This window comes from Pseudomonas brassicacearum subsp. neoaurantiaca (genome assembly GCF_013608025.1).
In the GTDB taxonomy this organism is placed as follows: domain Bacteria; phylum Pseudomonadota; class Gammaproteobacteria; order Pseudomonadales; family Pseudomonadaceae; genus Aquipseudomonas.
In genome coordinates this window covers 218,111-233,622 of sequence record NZ_VDLV01000012.1, presented here as the reverse complement: position 1 = coordinate 233,622, position 15,512 = coordinate 218,111, and the positions used below count along the sequence as shown (strand labels likewise).

General features: G+C 59.7%; 19 protein-coding genes. 14 read left to right on the top strand and 5 right to left on the bottom strand.

Going from position 1 to position 15,512, the window contains the following annotated elements; all coding sequences use genetic code 11:
* The first annotated feature begins 416 nt into the window (after positions 1-416).
* Entirely contained in the window at positions 417-1,304 is an 888-nt protein-coding gene (gene rhtA / locus FHK92_RS10835; RefSeq protein ID WP_181288041.1) for a threonine/homoserine exporter RhtA, read from the top strand.
* A 168-nt stretch (positions 1,305-1,472) separates the two neighbouring features.
* Positions 1,473-1,754 (top strand): hypothetical protein, encoded by a 282-nt coding sequence (locus FHK92_RS10830; protein WP_181288040.1) that lies wholly within the window; start codon positions 1,473-1,475, stop codon positions 1,752-1,754.
* 7 nt (positions 1,755-1,761) lie between these two features.
* Here the strand turns inward: FHK92_RS10830 and FHK92_RS10825 are convergent, their stop codons facing one another.
* Entirely contained in the window at positions 1,762-2,328 is a 567-nt protein-coding gene (locus FHK92_RS10825) for a TetR/AcrR family transcriptional regulator (RefSeq protein WP_181288039.1), read from the bottom strand.
* Between the two features lie 89 nt (positions 2,329-2,417).
* Here FHK92_RS10825 and FHK92_RS10820 point away from each other — a divergent pair, with 89 nt between their 5' ends.
* Both FHK92_RS10820 and FHK92_RS10815 read left to right on the top strand, forming a co-directional pair.
* Positions 2,418-3,146, top strand: coding sequence for an SDR family oxidoreductase (locus FHK92_RS10820; RefSeq protein WP_181288050.1), 729 nt, complete (start codon positions 2,418-2,420; stop codon positions 3,144-3,146).
* Positions 3,147-3,178: 32 nt separating this feature from the next.
* Positions 3,179-3,769, top strand: coding sequence for a 2-hydroxychromene-2-carboxylate isomerase (locus tag FHK92_RS10815; protein WP_181288038.1), 591 nt, complete (start codon positions 3,179-3,181; stop codon positions 3,767-3,769).
* A 9-nt stretch (positions 3,770-3,778) separates the two neighbouring features.
* On the opposite strand, the gene FHK92_RS10810 is transcribed toward FHK92_RS10815, so the two are convergent.
* The 4 genes from FHK92_RS10810 to FHK92_RS10795 form a co-directional block, all read right to left on the bottom strand.
* Positions 3,779-5,587, bottom strand: a complete 1,809-nt coding sequence (locus FHK92_RS10810; protein WP_181288037.1) for an aminopeptidase P family protein — start codon at positions 5,585-5,587, stop codon at positions 3,779-3,781.
* A gap of 48 nt (positions 5,588-5,635) precedes the next feature.
* On the bottom strand, positions 5,636-6,802 hold the full coding sequence (locus tag FHK92_RS10805) for a cysteine desulfurase family protein (protein WP_181288036.1): 1,167 nt from the start codon (positions 6,800-6,802) through the stop codon (positions 5,636-5,638).
* A gap of 162 nt (positions 6,803-6,964) precedes the next feature.
* Positions 6,965-7,579, bottom strand: coding sequence for a LysE family translocator (locus FHK92_RS10800; protein WP_181288035.1), 615 nt, complete (start codon positions 7,577-7,579; stop codon positions 6,965-6,967).
* A gap of 98 nt (positions 7,580-7,677) precedes the next feature.
* Positions 7,678-7,944, bottom strand: coding sequence for a hypothetical protein (locus tag FHK92_RS10795; protein WP_181288034.1), 267 nt, complete (start codon positions 7,942-7,944; stop codon positions 7,678-7,680).
* A gap of 5 nt (positions 7,945-7,949) precedes the next feature.
* Here FHK92_RS10795 and soxR point away from each other — a divergent pair, with 5 nt between their 5' ends.
* The 10 genes from soxR to FHK92_RS10745 all read left to right on the top strand — a co-directional run bounded on the left by soxR (position 7,950) and on the right by FHK92_RS10745 (position 15,368).
* A complete protein-coding gene (gene soxR / locus FHK92_RS10790; RefSeq protein ID WP_309109602.1) occupies positions 7,950-8,414 on the top strand; it encodes a redox-sensitive transcriptional activator SoxR in 465 nt (154 codons plus the stop codon).
* A 100-nt stretch (positions 8,415-8,514) separates the two neighbouring features.
* Positions 8,515-8,973 carry a VOC family protein gene (locus FHK92_RS10785; RefSeq protein WP_181288033.1) on the top strand — a complete coding sequence of 153 codons (459 nt, stop codon included), beginning with the start codon at positions 8,515-8,517 and terminating at the stop codon, positions 8,971-8,973.
* Positions 8,974-9,212: 239 nt separating this feature from the next.
* On the top strand, positions 9,213-10,427 hold the full coding sequence (locus FHK92_RS10780) for a PepSY-associated TM helix domain-containing protein (protein WP_181288032.1): 1,215 nt from the start codon (positions 9,213-9,215) through the stop codon (positions 10,425-10,427).
* On the top strand, positions 10,424-10,966 hold the full coding sequence (locus FHK92_RS10775) for a thiamine pyrophosphate-binding protein (RefSeq protein WP_181288031.1): 543 nt from the start codon (positions 10,424-10,426) through the stop codon (positions 10,964-10,966). The genes FHK92_RS10780 and FHK92_RS10775 overlap by 4 nt, the downstream gene beginning before the upstream one ends.
* The gene (locus FHK92_RS10770) at positions 10,963-11,289 is read left to right on the top strand and encodes a hypothetical protein (RefSeq protein WP_181288030.1); all 327 of its coding nucleotides are present in this window, start codon (positions 10,963-10,965) and stop codon (positions 11,287-11,289) included. The genes FHK92_RS10775 and FHK92_RS10770 overlap by 4 nt, the downstream gene beginning before the upstream one ends.
* The gene (locus FHK92_RS10765; protein WP_181288029.1) at positions 11,286-11,861 is read left to right on the top strand and encodes a DUF6162 family protein; all 576 of its coding nucleotides are present in this window, start codon (positions 11,286-11,288) and stop codon (positions 11,859-11,861) included. The genes FHK92_RS10770 and FHK92_RS10765 overlap by 4 nt, the downstream gene beginning before the upstream one ends.
* Positions 11,862-11,896: 35 nt before the next feature.
* On the top strand, positions 11,897-12,826 hold the full coding sequence (locus FHK92_RS10760) for a metal ABC transporter substrate-binding protein (RefSeq protein WP_181288028.1): 930 nt from the start codon (positions 11,897-11,899) through the stop codon (positions 12,824-12,826).
* Entirely contained in the window at positions 12,823-13,575 is a 753-nt protein-coding gene (locus tag FHK92_RS10755) for a metal ABC transporter ATP-binding protein (RefSeq protein WP_181288027.1), read from the top strand. The genes FHK92_RS10760 and FHK92_RS10755 overlap by 4 nt, the downstream gene beginning before the upstream one ends.
* Positions 13,575-14,474 carry a metal ABC transporter permease gene (locus FHK92_RS10750; RefSeq protein WP_122568704.1) on the top strand — a complete coding sequence of 300 codons (900 nt, stop codon included), beginning with the start codon at positions 13,575-13,577 and terminating at the stop codon, positions 14,472-14,474. The genes FHK92_RS10755 and FHK92_RS10750 overlap by 1 nt, the downstream gene beginning before the upstream one ends.
* Positions 14,475-15,368, top strand: a complete 894-nt coding sequence (locus FHK92_RS10745; RefSeq protein ID WP_181288026.1) for a metal ABC transporter solute-binding protein, Zn/Mn family — start codon at positions 14,475-14,477, stop codon at positions 15,366-15,368. It abuts the gene before it with no gap.
* The last annotated feature ends 144 nt before the right edge of the window (positions 15,369-15,512 follow it).

Genomic DNA, 15,512 nt, shown 5'->3' with positions numbered 1-15,512 from the left:
TAACAACTTCAACCACTTGCGCTTTCGATCTCTCGTTAGCGGGAGGCGAATTCTACAGCGTTGTTCGCTGCTGTCAACACCTCTTTTTCACCGCTTTCGACCGAGAGGATCGAATCGCCGATAGAGCAAACAACACCGCCCTATCAACTCCTTCAACGCTTCGATGAACTGAAGCACCTGACCTATCGAAACCTACTTAACTCATTGAAAATCAAGGAGTTTTCCGTTTCGACTGCGCCGGAAGTGGGGCGAATTATAGACACCTGGAATCTGCCGTCAACCGTTATTTTCTCTTTCTCCATTTTTCTGGCCGAAACGGTACAAGCCCGTCTTATATATAGACTGCGTCGCGTGAAGTGCGCACTATATTGCTCAAAAACCACTTCTCCAGCCTTCGCAACGGATGAAACCTTGTAATGACCCCACCAAATCGCAGCCTGGCATCCTCTTTATACCCGGTTGCCCTGCTACTGATCGCCATGGCATCGATCCAGTCCGGCGCGTCACTCGCCAAGAGCATGTTCCCGGTAGTGGGTGCACAAGGCACCACGACGCTACGCCTCATTTTCGCCAGCATCATCATGCTGTTGTTGCTACGTCCATGGAGAGCCAAACTCACCGCCCAATCCTTGCGCACCGTAGTGATCTACGGAATGGCTCTGGGTGGCATGAATTTCCTCTTCTATATGTCACTGCGCACCGTTCCGCTGGGCATTGCCGTGGCACTGGAATTCACCGGCCCCCTGGCGGTCGCTATCTACGCGTCACGCCGGGCGATTGATTTTCTCTGGATCGCCCTGGCGGTGATTGGCTTGTTGCTGCTCATACCCTCCGGGGCCACCAGCACCGGCATCGACCTGATCGGTGCTGCCTATGCCCTGGGCGCCGGAATTTGTTGGGCGCTGTACATCCTGTTTGGCCAGAAAGCTGGAGCGGACAATGGCGTGCAGACCGCAGCTTTGGGGGTCATGATCGCCGCACTGTTTGTAGCCCCTATTGGCATCGTTCACGCTGGGGCCACACTACTGACACCAAGCCTGATTCCAATCGCCGTTGGTGTCGCCATCCTGTCCACCGCCCTGCCTTATACCTTGGAGATGATTGCCCTGACCCGCATTCCAGCCCGTACATTCGGGACGCTGATGAGTGTAGAGCCCGCGATCGGCGCGTTGTCAGGACTGATATTCCTTCATGAATACCTTTCATTGTCCCAATGGGCTGCCATTACCTGCATTATCCTCGCTTCGATCGGCGCAACGTTGACCATGGGGGAGACCGCAAAGCCGGCCATTGCAGCAGATTGAGCAGCTTTTCACGTAGCTCTGGTATTTACCGCGCATTTAGGCCATGTTTAGCGCCGTAACCTAATGGTCAGCATGGAATTTTTTCATATAAGGACGTCATGAACGCTTAAGACCAAAGCGAAAGCAGCCGCACGCAGGCAAAAGATCCGCGACGGCATAAGGACGGGAATGAAACGAATTCTGATACTGATCGCGGTACTTGCAATTGCTGGCTGCGCGGCAACATCGAAAACCGAAATCAAGCGTGGTAAGAAAGGCTTGCACATCAATTGTTCTGGCCTGACGTCATCCTGGGACCAATGTGCCGCCACCGCCGCGAACTCATGCGCCCCAAAAAACTACAAGGTCATCGCCAAGTCAGGCGATGCAGTCGAAGAGCCGGGTGATTATCCTTTCGGACTCAACCCAGCCGGGTACACCAGTCGCAGCATGATCGTGATCTGCAAATAGCGGCGGGTCAGTCAGATTGCCGCTCAGACAGCCGACGGCTGACTTCCTCATGACTGGATTTGAGAACATCACGCTGGACTTCCGGCGTGACGAGCATGCGGGCGACGACAAGCGCCCCAACGCATTGCGACAGGATCGCCCAGGCCAAGCTATCGCTTCCCAATACTTTTGCCCAACCGTCATGCAAACGACAGATCCACGTTTGCGCTGCCTCACGCACCTGCACATCCGAACGCGCAATCTCAGCGCCCAATACCGGCAAGGCACACCCCGCCTCCGGATGCTCGACATGGCTCATGCTCAGGTACTGCTTAAGACAGCGTTCCAACTTCACTGAGTCCATGACCTCGCCACTCAGGCGATCCAAGCTATGAGCCAGCTCGCGCTCGACGATAGTCTTGAAAAGCTCGTCCTTGGACGAAAAGTGACTATAAAACGCCCCGCCGCTCAACCCGATCGCCTTCATGAGGCCATCAACCCCTACCGTCGAAAAACCTGACGTCTTGGCCGATACGGCACTGCTGGCGAGCAGTTTCTCGCGAGTTTCCATTTTGTGATTGGCCGAATAACGCATTGTCTTGCCTCTTGATCATCACCTTGACGATGGCCGGATCTTAGCATAACGTCCGTTTAGTTAACGATCGTTTAGCAATGGAGCTAACCATGAATAATAAGAAGGTCGTACTGGTTGTAGGTGCCGGCGACGCCACGGGTGGCGCGATCGCCAAGCGTTTCGCCCGGGAAGGTTTCGTGGCTTGCGTTACGCGTCGAAGTGCCGACAAGCTTGAGCCATTGGTCGACGATATAAGGGCGCAAGGCGGGGAAGCTCATGGTTTTGCCTGTGACGCACGCAAGGAAGACGATGTAATCGCGCTGATTGAGCAGATCGAGAATCAGATCGGTCCGATCGAAGCCTTTGTGTTTAATATTGGCGCGAATGTGCCCTGCAGCATCCTTGAGGAAACCGCACGTAAATATTTCAAGATCTGGGAAATGGCCTGTTTCTCAGGTTTCCTCAATGCCCGGGAAGTGGCCAAGCGGATGGCCACGCGTCGCCGTGGGACGATCCTGTTTACCGGGGCTACGGCGGGGTTGCGCGGAGCATCCGGGTTCGCAGCATTTGCGGGAGCCAAACATGGCATTCGCGCGCTGGCCCAGAGTATGGCGCGCGAATTGGGACCAATGAATATTCATGTCGCCCACGTGGTGGTGGATGGAGCCATCGACACTGACTTCATCCGCGACAACTTCCCGGAAAAATACGCAACCAAGGATGAGAATGGCATCCTCGACCCTGAACACATTGCCGAAAATTATTGGTATCTGCATACCCAGCCCCGTGACGCCTGGACCTTCGAGCTGGACCTGCGTCCCTGGAGCGAACGCTGGTAAGCCCACCTCATGCTAATAAGAGAGCAATGCTCATGAACAAATCCGTGGAATTTTTCTTCGATCTCGGCAGCCCGACCACCTACCTGGCCTATACCCAGTTGCCCACGCTGTGTGCACAAGCTGACAGTGCGCTGGTTTACCGCCCCATGTTGCTCGGTGGCGTCTTCAAGGCAACGGGTAACGCATCCCCTGTTACCGTGCCCGCCAAAGGTCCCTATCTATTTCAGGACTTGAGTCGTTTCGCCAAGCGCTACGGTGTCGAATTCAAGCTCAACCCTTACTTCCCAATCAATACGCTGCTGCTGATGCGTGCCGTGACCGGCATGCAATTGCATCAACCTGACCGCTTCGAGCCTTTTATTGATTGCCTGTTCCGTGCGCTGTGGGTAAACGGGCGCAACCTCAACGATCCGGCAACCGTCGCGACGGTCTTGAAGGAAGGTGGTTTCGACCCTGAGTATGTACTCGCCCTGACGACCGATCAGTCGGTCAAGGAGCAGCTCAAAAGCACGACCGAAGAAGCTATTCGTAGGGGCGTGTTCGGTGCTCCGAGCATGTTTGTCGGCAGTGAACTGTTCTTTGGGCAGGATCGGCTGGACTTCGTCCGTGAAGCCCTGGCCTGATCCTTCGCGTCAGATGGCCGCCGTTCGGGTGTTCAACCATTGCAGCGCGTCGCCTTCCAGCAACGGGCTCAATCGACGCTGAACCTCGGCGTGATATGCATTGAACCAGTCTTTTTCATCCTGGGTCAGCAGCGACGACTCCAGGCAGCGGGTGTCGATCGGGCACAGCGTGAGCGTTTCGAATTCCAGGAACGCACCAAACTCGCTGCTGCCCGCCTCGCGATTGATGACGAGGTTCTCGATGCGCACGCCCCAGCGACCTGGACGATAAGTACCCGGTTCAATCGAGGTGATCATCCCTGGCTGCATCGCGGTCTGTGGCGCAGCGGCGGCCTGATAGGCAATGACCTGAGGTCCCTCGTGGACATTGAGAAAGTAACCGACCCCATGACCCGTGCCATGACCATAATCCACCTGCTCGGCCCAGATCGGCGCGCGGGCGATAGCGTCCAGCAAAGGCGACAGAATGCCTTGGGGGAACTTGGCCCGGGACAAGGCAATCACGCCCTTGAGCACTCGGGTGCAATCACGCTTCTGCTCCGACGTCGGCGTTCCGACCGGCACCATGCGGGTGATGTCCGTGGTCCCACCGAGATATTGGCCGCCCGAATCGATCAGCAGCAAGCCATCACCTTCGATAACGGCGTGCGCCTCTTCCGTGGCGTGGTAATGAGGCATTGCGCCATTGGCGTTGAATGCAGCGATGGTGTTGAAGCTCAAGGAAACAAAATCCGGCCGACGCTTTCGGGCTGCGGTGAGGTGCTCATCGATAGTCAGCTCGGTGATGCGCTCGCGTCCCCAGGCGCTTTCCAGCCAGGCAAAAAACTCACAGAGCGCCGCCCCGTCCTGCTCCATGGCCTTACGAATATGTTCGGCATCCGCCAAACTCTTGCGCGATTTTGCCAACGTCGTGGGGTTGAGTCCTTCGATCAACTTCACGCCGCTGCCAAGGTTGTCGAGCAAGCCGACCGTGACCCGCGCCGGGTCGATCTGCAGGCTCATGCCATTGGGCACTTCACGCAGCGCGGCGCCAGCCTCGCTGTAGTCCCGTAGCGTCACGCCATCCTCTTCGAGAACGGCGCGCAACGGTGCGTCGACCTTGTTCAAGGCGACGAAAAGCGTTGCTTGTTGCTGGCTGATCAAGGCAAAGGAAACGAACACCGGATTGAAGGACACATCCGCGCCACGCAGGTTGAACAGCCAGGCAATGTCATCGAGGGTGGCGATGAAATGCCAATCGGCGCCACGTTCCTTGAGGGATTCGCGAAGCTTCGCGAGCTTCTCGACACGACTTACCGTCGCTTGCGGTGGCAGGTGGGCGTAGACGGGTTGATCAGGCAGGCTTGGGCGATCGCTCCAAACCTTCTGCAACAGGTCGATGTCGGTACGCAGCTGTGCGCCGCGAGACTCAAGCTTGCTGCTCAGCGTTCGAGCCGATGCTACGGCCATCACCGCGCCGTCAACCGCAACCACGCTTCCCTCGGGCGTCTGTTCGCCGAGCCAATCCAGCGGGCCGGGCTGACCTGGAACAAGCTTGACCAGTTCGATACCGCTGCCCTCCAGCTCCTTGGTGGCCTGCTCCCAATAACGGCTATCAGCCCAAACCCCGGCAAAATCCGCAGTGACGATCAAGGTCCCAACCGAGCCATGGAAACCGGACAACCATTGGCGCCCTTGCCAGTAGCCCGGCAGGTACTCCGAGAGATGCGGGTCGGCCGACGGCACCAGCAATGCATGGATGCCCTCGTCGCTCATCAATTGGCGGATTCGAGCCAGGCGCTGGGGAACTTGTCCTGGGGTCAAAGGCTGGGTACTCATCATCACTCCTGCTAATCAGTTTTGTTGTTCGATGCCGAATAGTTCGGCTCAGGTGGGTGTCGCCCAGAATGCTGGCGCAGCGGCATAGGCCGCCTTGATCAACCGCACCGCCTCGTCGATGTCTTGTTCTTGAGTGAAACGTCCCAGGCTCAAGCGAATGGTGCGGCTTGCCGCTCGTTCGTCGTGCCCAAGGGCCAACAATACGTGGGAGGGTGCGTTATTCGCCGAGTTGCAGGCCGATGTGGCGGAAAAAGCAATCGAAGCGCCCAGCGCGGCCGGATTGAACTCGCCTTCGTTGAAGGTCAGGCTCAGCGTATGCGCGATGCGCTGGGTGGCACTGCCATTGATACATACGCCAGGCAATGCCAACAGCGGCTCAAGCAAACGATTGCGCAACCGAGCGATATGGGTGAGTTCTTCATCAAACGATTGCGCCGCCAGCTCGAACGCCGCGCCCATGGCTGCAATCTGATGGGTCGCCAGGGTACCGGAACGCAACCCACCTTCGTGGCCTCCGCCGTGGATCTGCGCCGACAGGCGCGGCCGCGCGCGGTCGCCGACATAAAGTGCACCGATGCCCTTGGGGCCATAGATTTTGTGCGCGGAAAAAGACATCAGGTCCACCGGCCACCGGGTCAGGTCGATACTCACTTTCCCGGCACCCTGGGCCGCGTCCATATGGAACAGCGCGCCATGCTCGCGAACGATCTCACCGATGGCAACGGCGTCGTTGACGGTGCCCAACTCGTTGTTCACCAGCATCAGCGACACCAGGAACGTATCTTCGCGAAGCGCCTCGCGAACAGCTTGCGGGCTGATCAGGCCATCGGCATCCGGCGCCAGCCAAGTCACCGCGACACCGCTCTCCTCCAATTGCTTGACGGTATCGAGCACCGCCTTGTGCTCGATCAGGCTGGTGATTACATGTCCTTCACCCGCGCCGCGCGCCTGGGCCACGCCCTTGAGTGCCAGGTTGTTGGATTCGGTAGCACCGGACGTCCAGACAATCTGTCCGGCTTGAGCCCCAACGAGTTGGGCCACTTGCCGGCGCGCCTGCTCCACGGCGCATCGCGCCTCCTGGCCGAAGGCATGGGAGCTGGAGGCCGGGTTGCCAAAGTTACCGTCGAAACCCAGGCATTGGACCATGACCTGGATGACCCGCTCATCCACCGGGGTGGTGGCGGCATAATCAAAATACAAAGGACGCTTATTCATAAGAAAACTCGCAGAGCCTGTTCCGGGATCGGGATGCCCTCGTTGGGTTCGAGACAAGCTTTACCTGATCAAGACCTTAAAGAAGTCGGACTTCATTTAAAAGTGCGTAGGAACGCTCCTGAAAACAACGAGCTTAGCAGGCATCGCATCGAAGCTCAGCCCTCAACTCATGCTTTCCACCAACAACGGATACAGCGATGCCACCAGCAGCAATGCCATGCCCCAGTTGAACAGGCGCAGCCATCGACGATCGCGCAGCAGGTTGCGCAACAGGCTGCCGCAGACCACCCACAGGCTGACGCTTGGCAGGTTGATCAGGGCGAACACTGCCGCGATCACCACCACATTGAAAAAATAGCCTTGCAGGGGTGTATAGGTGCTGATGGCACCGATGGCCATGATCCAGGCCTTGGGGTTGACCCATTGGAACGCCGCCGCGCCCCAATAACTGATCGGTTTGTTGTTGCCCGCTGCGCTGTCCGAGACAGGACCGGAATGCGCAATTTTCCATGCCAGGTACATCAGGTATGCCGCGCCGACATAACGCAACAGGGTGTAAAGCAGCGGATAAGCCTGGAACACCGCGCCCAGGCCTAGGCCCACCGCCAGCACCAGGGAAAAGAAGCCGCAAGTGATACCCAGCATATGAGGGATGGTACGGTTGAAACCGAAATTGACACCCGAGGCCAGCAACATCGTGTTGTTGGGGCCTGGCGTGATCGAGGTTACAAGGGCAAACAGGGCGAAGCCCAGCAGCAGGTCAAGCGAGAGGGTCATGGCAGGTCAATCCGTCGGGGCAGTCAGGTCATGACCCTACCCCACGTCCCGGCGCAAACCCATGGACAGTTAGGCAAAACTTCGAGCGGTACAGTCCCTCAGCTGGGTCGGCCAGGCAATTGAACGGTCCGTTCGGCATTCATTTCGCCACGCTCGTCATAGCCGACATTTTTCTGCGAAGGCCCGAGTAGTTCGGCTTTCTTGGCGTGATATTCCTCGAACGAAAGCCCCCGGCGATTCAACGCTTCGAGAGCCAGCTCACGGGTTTCCTCGGCTGTATACGGGCGCAGCTCCGGGGACGACGAGGCGCAACCGCTCAATACGGTGGCAGTCAACAGCAGCAAGACAGTAAGGATACGGTTCATGGCGGGTGTCCGATGTTCTGAAGTTGGGCGATGAACAAAGGCTACCCGCCGACGTGAAACCGCAGAAATCAACGCTTTTGATAGTGGGTATCGCCCTCTGGGATTGCCCGTTGCGCTGGGTTGGCCCACGGGCAATGCAGCGCACCGTCCAGGCTGCGCTCGATGTTGCGCAGCACCTGAAAAGAGCCGAACGTCTCGCCCAGCGCCTGGGCATTCCCTTGGCGGAGACTGGCGAAGCGCTAAAAAATCTGCCGCAGAATCGCGCCCCGACAGCGGCGGACTGGAAGACCTTGTCAGCGCAATGGAGCCGGAGTCTGGATGAGCGCATCAATCAACTGATCGCCCTGCGCGACCGGCTGAACGGCTGTATCGGCTGCGGTTGCCTGTCGATGGAACATTGCCCGTTGCGCAATCAAGGTGACGTGCTTGGCAAGCGAGGACCGGGGGCGCATTTGTTGGACGAGCCGTGAGACGTTCGTCGGGGCGTGAGCCCTCCCATGGGCGGCGTTCTATAGTGGTTGGGCGAAAATCGACGAAAGTCGTCCTCCCATAACAACAAGGAGAAACGTCATGGGCGTCAAAGCCATTCCTGATGGTTATCACAGCATTACGCCTTATCTGGGCATCCAGAAAGCCGCCGAAGCCATCGATTTCTACAAGAAAGCCTTCAACGCAACCGAGGTCATGAGCCTGAGCATGCCCGACGGCGGCATCGGCCATGCCGAACTGCGTATCGGCGATTGCCCGATCATGCTTGGTACGCCTTGCGACCAAGGCCCGCTGAGCAATCCGGATCGATCGCCGTCGGTAGGTCTGCATTTATATGTCAACGACGTGGACAGCGCATTCGCCCAGGCGATCGAGGCCGGAGGCACCGTGATTTCCGAGGTCAAGGATCAGTTTTACGGGGATCGCTCCGGCACCCTGAAAGATCCATACGGCCATCTGTGGTTCCTGGCAACGCGCAAGGAGGACCTGACTCAGGAACAGATCGAGCAGCGGGCCAGGGAAATGTTCCAACAAGGCTGATGCATTTTAGAAGACAGCGTTAACCCTGGCGAGGGGCCTTGCTCCCTCGCCGCAAAAAAAGCCCCTCATCGCAAACGCGAAACATTTTCTTTCATCTTCCCCTTCAGGATTTGAGCCGCTCGTTCGTCTTAATTAGATGCAGCAGGCCGCGTCGGCAAAAGCTACGGCCTGCTTTTCAGGGTTCTGGGTGTTACGAAGCCCGTGACACGGAACCTTTCATCGAATCAAGACGTTCAATCATGTCGAAGAAGTCTCGCTCCAAACTCTGGTTCCTGGTCCATAGCTGGCTGGCATTGCCCATTTGGTTTTTTGTACTCATCGTTTGTGTCACCGGTACCCTGGCCGTGGTCAGCCAGGAGATTGTCTGGCTAGTGAACCCTGAAATGCGCGCCAGCGAACCCTCGGACGATGCCCCGCTGCTCAGCTACGACCAGGTGATCGCCGCCATCAAGCAGGCCCAACCGCTGACCCAAGTGCAAAGCATCGTGCGTCCGGACGAATCGCATTTCGCCCTAGAGGCCAAGGTCACCTACCCCGACGGCCGCCCTGACACCGTCTACGTAAACCCCTATAGCGGCGTCATCCAGGGATCGGCCCCGGCGTTCAACTTCAGGGCGTTTACACGTGCACTGCATGGATGGTGGCTCGTGCCATTCACCAACGGTTACAGCTGGGGCTGGTACCTGGTGTCTTTCCTCGGTCTGCCGCTGCTCGCGTCCCTGGTGACCGGGCTGGTGGTCTACAAGCGTTTTTGGAAGGGTTTCCTGCGTCCGACCCTGCGCATCCGCCACGGCGCGCGTATTTTCTGGGGCGACTTTCATCGGCTCAGCGGCATCTGGTCGATCTGGTTCATTGCGGTCATTTCCATCACTGGCGTCTGGTTCCTGATCGAGGCCTCGCTCGCCGACAACGGGATTTCCATCTCCAGTGCACCGGTCGTCCCGGTAGTGGCCCGCGAAAGCGTTCCGCTCTCGACCGATGGCGTACCGCCGCCACAGCTGAGCCTGGATCGCGCCATCGAAATCGCCCAGCAGCGCATCCCAGGACTGGAGGCGAGCTTCGTCAGCCTGCCCTTCAACGCCTACAGCCATTTGGAAATCGGCGGTCGCGGCTGGTATCCGCTGATGTTCCAGACCGCGACTATCAATCCCTACAACGGTGACGTGGACGCCTCGCGCTTGTTGTCGGACCGTACGGCGCTGGAGTTCGTCACCGAATCGATGCGGCCCTTGCACACCGGGGATTTCGGCGGACTGTGGATCAAGCTCATCTGGTGCTTCTTTGGTCTGGTCCTGAGCCTGATGGTCCTCAGCGGCCTATTGATCTGGACCAAACGCACGGCCCTGGCGACCGCCAACGCCTTCAAGCGCAGCCAGAAACCCGCACGACAGGCCTTGGCCGCGCCTTTATTGCAGCCGTCCCCGTACCGTGACTCGCCGGAGGGCAACCTGTGACCCCGACCACCACGACGACATCACCCTCACGCCTGGGCCAGTTCTGGCACAAATGGCGTTTCCACCTCAACGTCTTGTTACTGTTGATTCCCCTGGGTTTCATGCCTAAGTATTTTTCAGAAGCAGCTCTGTTCCGAGGAGACGGGGGGCTTGGCGAGCGTGAAGTCGGCGAGGTCCAGGTCGGGCCGTGGAGCCTGCGCCTGGCGGAGTTTCGCAATGAAGCGCCTCGCACCCAGGGGCCCGCCGGTCCGATGAAACACTTCAACGCCGCCCTCTGCCAGCGCTGCATCAGCCAGGTCAAAGCCACCTACTTGCGAATCGGCAAGCCCCGCAGCCTGCGTGCCGCCGGGGTGATTTTCTTCGGCTCGCCGTATCGCATGGGCGCCTTTCTGCCAGTGCCGAAAAAGACCCAGCCAGACGCCGAGCTGTGGATCACCCTCGAAGGCTGGGACGGCTCGATGCATCAAGCCTCCATTCCCCTGAACCAGGCCTCCCCGGCCACCGTCGCCTGGCTGAAAACCCAAGGAGCCCAACCATGACCGTCCGCGCCTCCCTCAACCGCCTGGCGCTGCTGCTGTGTGCAGGCTTGAGCACCAGCGCTCTGGCCCACAACCCTATGTGCGAGTGCAAGGCCATCGACGCCGAACAGATCCAATGCACCGGCGGTTTTTCCGATGGCAGCGGCGCTCCCGGAGTGACGCTGGATGTAATTGGCTACGACGAAACCATCCTGGTTCCCGGCAAGCTCGGCGCCGACTCGAAGCTGACTTTCAAAAAGCCGAACGCTGAATTCTACGTACTCTTCGACGCCGGCCCCGGCCACGTGGTGGAAATCGACCAAGCCGACATCGAGGCCCCATGAGCGCTCCCATCACTCAGATCGTCCGCCCTGCCGGCGCGGGCCATGAAACCCTTTATGTCTTGCTGTTGTGTCTGATCATCGTGTTGGGGGCCGGGTCGGTGGTGGCCTGGCATGGCGAAACCCAGGAAGTCGCCCATCTGGAAAGCAACCAGTTGGACGCCCGCCGCGACCTCACCGCCGCCGAGCAAGGCATCTACGCTGACCTGCGGGTCACGCTGGACGAAATCCGCATCCTGCGCGAAAACGAGCAAGCCCTTCCCGCGCCGAAAGCGTTGGCGGATGAAGGCTTTGCCCCGTTCGCCCAGGACGCCAGTTCGGTCAGCCGCGGCGGGCACGCCTGGCAACTGCTGAGTGAACGAGCCTACTTCGGGGCGAGCGCCAACCTGCCCGTCTCGGGCTCCTTTCTGATGCGCATCAGCGAAACATCCGACGCGCCGCCGGACATTTGGCTCAACCGCAGCAATCCTCCAAGCGCCCCGACGGCATTGGACGACACCGCCTTGTCCGCCACAGGTTGGCAACAGATCGTCGCGCAGTTCGATGCCGGCGTAACCCGCCAGCATCGGCATTGACCCTACGCCCTCATCCGAGAGAAGACCGCTTGCCCATGCCTATCGCATCCCAACGCCGACCCCTGCTGCGCCTGCTGTTAATCGGCCTGCTGACCTGTCTGTTCACATCACAGGTGAGCGCCGATACAGCCAAGCGCCTGCGCATCGGCATTACCTTGCACCCCTATTACAGCTACGTAGCCAATATCGTCGGCGACAAGGCAGAAGTGGTGCCGCTGATCCCGGCCGGTTTCAACCCCCACGCCTACGAACCCAGGGCCGAAGACATCAAGCGCATCGGCGGCCTGGATGTGATCGTGCTCAACGGCGTCGGCCATGACGATTTTGCCGACCGTATGATCGCTGCCAGCGAAACGCCGAACGTGAAGGTCATCGAAGCCAACGAAAACGTGCCCTTGCTGGCCGCCACCGGCACCGCCGCCCGAGGCGCGGGCAAGGTGGTCAACCCGCACACCTTCCTGTCCATCAGCGCGTCCATTGCCCAGGTCAACAACATCGCCCGGGAGCTGGGCAAGCTCGACCCGGACAACGCCAAGACCTACACGCAAAACGCCCGGACCTACGGCAAGCGTCTGCGGCAAATGCGCGCCGACGCGCTCGCCAAGCTCACCCAGGCACCGAATGCCGAGCTGCGAGTCGCCACGGTCCACGCCGCCTATGACTATCTGTTGCGCGAATTCGGCCTGGAAGTGACCGCCGTGGTCGAGCCGGCCCATGGCATCGAGCCGAGCCCCAGCCAATTGAAGAAGACCATCGACCAACTGCGCGAACTGGACGTGAAGGTGATCTTCTCTGAGATGGATTTTCCTTCCACCTACGTCGACACCATCCAACGTGAATCGGGCGTAAAGCTGTACCCGCTTTCGCACATTTCCTACGGTGAATACAGCGCCGAGAAATACGAAAAGGAGATGACCGGCAACCTCGACACCGTGGTCCGGGCGATCCAGGAGTCCGGCGCATGACTGCTCAGGAAACTCTTATCCAGCAACAGACCGGCCCGTTGATCCATTTCGCTGACGTCAGCCTTGAGCTGGGGCGCACCACGATTCTCGACAATGTGGGCTTCCAGGTACAACCCGGCAGCATCCATGCATTGGTCGGCCCCAACGGCGGCGGCAAGAGTTCGCTGATCAAGACTTTGCTCGGGCAAATGCCGCACCAGGGACGCTTGAGCCTGCAATGGCCGGGCGAACCTGGGGTGATCGGCTACGTGCCCCAGGCATTGGAATTCGACCGGGGCCTGCCGATGACGGTCGATGATTTCATGGCGGCGATGTGTCAGCGGCGGCCCGCCTTTCTCGGCTTGAGCAAACATTACGCGGGGGCCATCGGCCAGGCCTTGGAGCGGGTCGGCATGCAGGACAAGCGCAAGCGACGCATGGGCGCGCTGTCCGGCGGCGAACGCCAGCGGGTGCTGTTGGCCCAAGGATTGATTCCTTCGCCGCAATTGCTGGTGCTGGACGAACCGATGTCAGCTCTCGACGAGGCCGGCATCCAGGTGTTCGAACGGTTGCTGCAGGACTGGCGCCAGGCCGGGATCACCGTGCTATGGATAGAACACGACCTGGAAGCCGTCGGTCGCCTGGCCGACCGTGTCACCGGCTTGAATCGCCGGGTACTGTTCGACGGCCCGCCCCGCCAGACCTTGACCCCGGAGCGACTGCTGACGCTGTTTTCCACCCATCCACGCACGAATGGGAGCGCGGCCTGATGAGTTATGAAGCTTTTCGCTTGATGGTCCAGGGCTGGGCGTCGGCCGGTTATTTGCCTGAGGCGTTGGCCTACGGCTTCGTGGTCAATGCGTTGCTGGCCGGGCTGTTGATCGGCCCGGTGCTGGGTGGCCTCGGCACGCTGGTGGTGGTCAAACGCTTTGCGTTTTTCTCCGAAGCGGTGGGCCATGCGGCGCTGACCGGCGTGGCCATCGGCATCCTGCTCGGCGAACCCTACACCGGGCCGTACGGCAGCCTGTTCGGCTATTGCCTGCTGTTCGGCATCCTGCTCAATTACCTGCGCAACCGCACCGGCCTGGCGCCGGACACCTTGATCGGCGTCTTCCTTTCGGTGTCCCTGGCCCTGGGCGCGAGCCTGCTGTTGATCCTGGCAGGCAAGATCAACGTGCACATTTTGGAGAACGTGCTGTTCGGCTCTGTGCTGACGGTGAACGGCAATGACCTGGTGGTGCTCGCTGTGGTCGGCTCGTTGGTGATGGCGCTGGCGTTGCCGCTGTACAACCGCATCATGCTCGCCAGCTTCAATCCGCAACTGGCAGCGGTGCGCGGGGTGGCAGTGAAGACGCTGGATTATTTGTTCGTGGTCCTGGTGACGTTGATCACCGTGGCGGCGGTGAAAGTCATCGGCGCCATTCTGGTGGGCGCATTGCTGGTCATCCCGGCAGCGGCGGCTCGCCTGCTCAGCCAATCGTTGAAAGGCTTTTTCTGGTGCTCGGTGCTGATCGCCACTGTCAGTACCTTGTGCGGGATCCTCGCGCCGATTGTGTTCGACCTGCCGATCCCGTCCGGTGCCGCGATCATTCTGGTAGCCGGCATCGCCTTCGCCCTGAGCGCCATCGCCCGCGGCGTCGTCCCCAGCCTCAAAGGGAATCTTGGATAAATGGTTTTTTCATTGCGACAACTGACCCTGGCCGTCGCGTTGTGCGGCGTGGCCGTCACCTCGTCATTCGCTGCTGAGAAGGTCCGTCTGCTGGCCTCGCTGCCGGTCACCTATGGATTGGGCGAGGCCTTGCTCAAGGGCACCGACGTCAGCCTGGCCCGGGCCGCTCCCGACAACCTGCCCGGCACTCGGCAGAGCGCCTATTTCAGTGGCCGAGGCGCCCCTGCCCTGAGCAAGCTCGCCGGCGAGTCCGACGCCGTGATCGGGCTGCGTTCGCTGTGGCCGGACGATCCGCTGTACCCCATGGCCCGACGCAGCAATATCCGTATCGTTGAAATCGACGCCGCGCGTCCGGTGGACGGTGCCCTGCCCGGCATCGCCATACAACCAGGCATGACCGACGGCCTGGCGAGCCAGCCGTGGATGGCCAGCCACAACCTGGGGCGGATGGCCGACGTGATCGCCGCCGACCTGGTGCGCCTGGCCCCGGCGGACAAAACGAAAATCGACGCCAACCTGGCGGCCATCAAGCAGCGCCTGCTCCAGCTCAGCGCCGACAGCGAAAAGCGTCTTGCCAGCGCCGATAACCTGAGCGTGGTCAGCCTGAGCGAGCATTTCGGTTATTTGATCAGCGGGCTCAACCTGGACGCCATCAGCACAGATACCCGGCCCGATACCGAATGGACAGCCGAAGCCCTCAAGCAGTTGAGTGCGACGTTGAGAGACAATGACGTGGCGCTGGTGCTGTACCACCGTGAACCCTCGGATTCGCTGAAGGCCGCGATTACCGAGGGCGGTAGTCGGCTGCTGGTGCTGAGCACCGATGACGCCGATCCGGTGGCGGAACTGGAAAGTAATGTGGGGCTGGTCGTCACCGCACTAACGAAAGGCTGACAGCCCCCTGTGGGCGAGCCTGCTCGCGAAGAGGCCTGCACATTCAGCATTGATGTCGACTAACACTCCGCCATCGCGAGCAAGCTCGCTCCCACATATTGATCTGTGATGGCGTGAGATTCTGGACCCACTGAAAATCCCTGT